Source organism: Oleiphilus sp. HI0061 (assembly GCF_001635675.1).
In genome coordinates this window covers 1-1,093 of the sequence record NZ_LWFE01000603.1, presented here as the reverse complement: position 1 = coordinate 1,093, position 1,093 = coordinate 1, and the positions used below count along the sequence as shown (strand labels likewise).

The following is a 1,093-nucleotide window of genomic DNA, read 5'->3' as shown; positions in this document are numbered from 1 at the left end:
TTTTCGTAATTAGCAAAGACTAGCTCTGCTACTTATGAAACACTTATAAGTCCCAAATCACCTGGTCTGATTTCTTTCTAAGTGATTCGAGGTATTTTTCATGAGACGCAGCTTCCTCTGTATTGGCAGCCAGAACAGGTAGAGGCTTGCGTGTACCGGGTAACCTTCGAATACCTCCGGCGCCACCTTCATCTGTCTTTTCCTTATCTAGCAACAAGCTAGTCTGCCCACCACTTAGTAATAAATAAACATCAGCGAGTATTTCGGAGTCCAATAAAGCCCCGTGCAGTTCACGGTGACTATTATTGATCCCGTAGCGTTTACATAAAGCATCCAGATTGTTCTTTTGCCCCGGATGCTTCTCTCGCGCCATGGCTAGTGTATCTAATACACCACAGTAATTTTCTACCGGAGGGATCTTGTTGACCAAAAGGTTAAATTCGTGGTTGATAAAGCCAACGTCAAACGCCGCATTATGGATAACCAGTTCAGAACCTTTTATATACTCAAGAAATTCTTGGGCAATATCAGCAAACAAAGGCTTATCAGCTAGAAACTCATTCGTTATTCCGTGGACATCTATCGCTTCTTGCTCTACGACCCGCTCTGGGTTGATATACACATGGTAGTGATTTCCTGTCAGCTTACGGTCAATCAGTTCGACACAACCAATCTCGATTATCCTGTGGCCAAGCTGAGGATTTATACCGGTGGTTTCTGTATCAAGTACGACCTGCCTCACCCTTCAACTCCATCAATCACATGAACCTTACCAATACTGTCTTTTCGAATAACCGAGTCAACTCCGAGATTGGCAAGCTGGTCAGCCATTTCATTACCTGGATCACCACTATGACCTTTCACCCAAAACCATTTTACCTCATGTGTTGCGACTTGCTCATCCAACGCTTTCCATAGCTCAACATTCTTTACTGGCTTTTTGGCTGCAGTTTTCCAGCCATTTTTCTTCCAACCTTTTATCCACTCAAGCATCCCTTTGCGCATATATTGGGAGTCGGTATGTAAGTGAACAACACTAGGTTTCTTTAAGCTTTCGAGCGCCCGAATTGCAGCAAGCAGCTCCATTCTATTG

The 1,093-nt window shown here is 43.9% G+C and carries 2 protein-coding genes; both read right to left on the bottom strand.

Going from position 1 to position 1,093, the window contains the following annotated elements; genetic code table 11:
* Positions 1-43: 43 nt before the first annotated feature.
* A complete protein-coding gene (dnaQ, locus tag A3735_RS07810; protein ID WP_068634073.1) occupies positions 44-742 on the bottom strand; it encodes a DNA polymerase III subunit epsilon in 699 nt (232 codons plus the stop codon).
* Positions 739-1,093: ribonuclease HI (locus A3735_RS07805; protein WP_068637871.1), on the bottom strand; the 355-nt coding region annotated here is incomplete at its 5' end. The genes dnaQ and A3735_RS07805, both read right to left, overlap by 4 nt.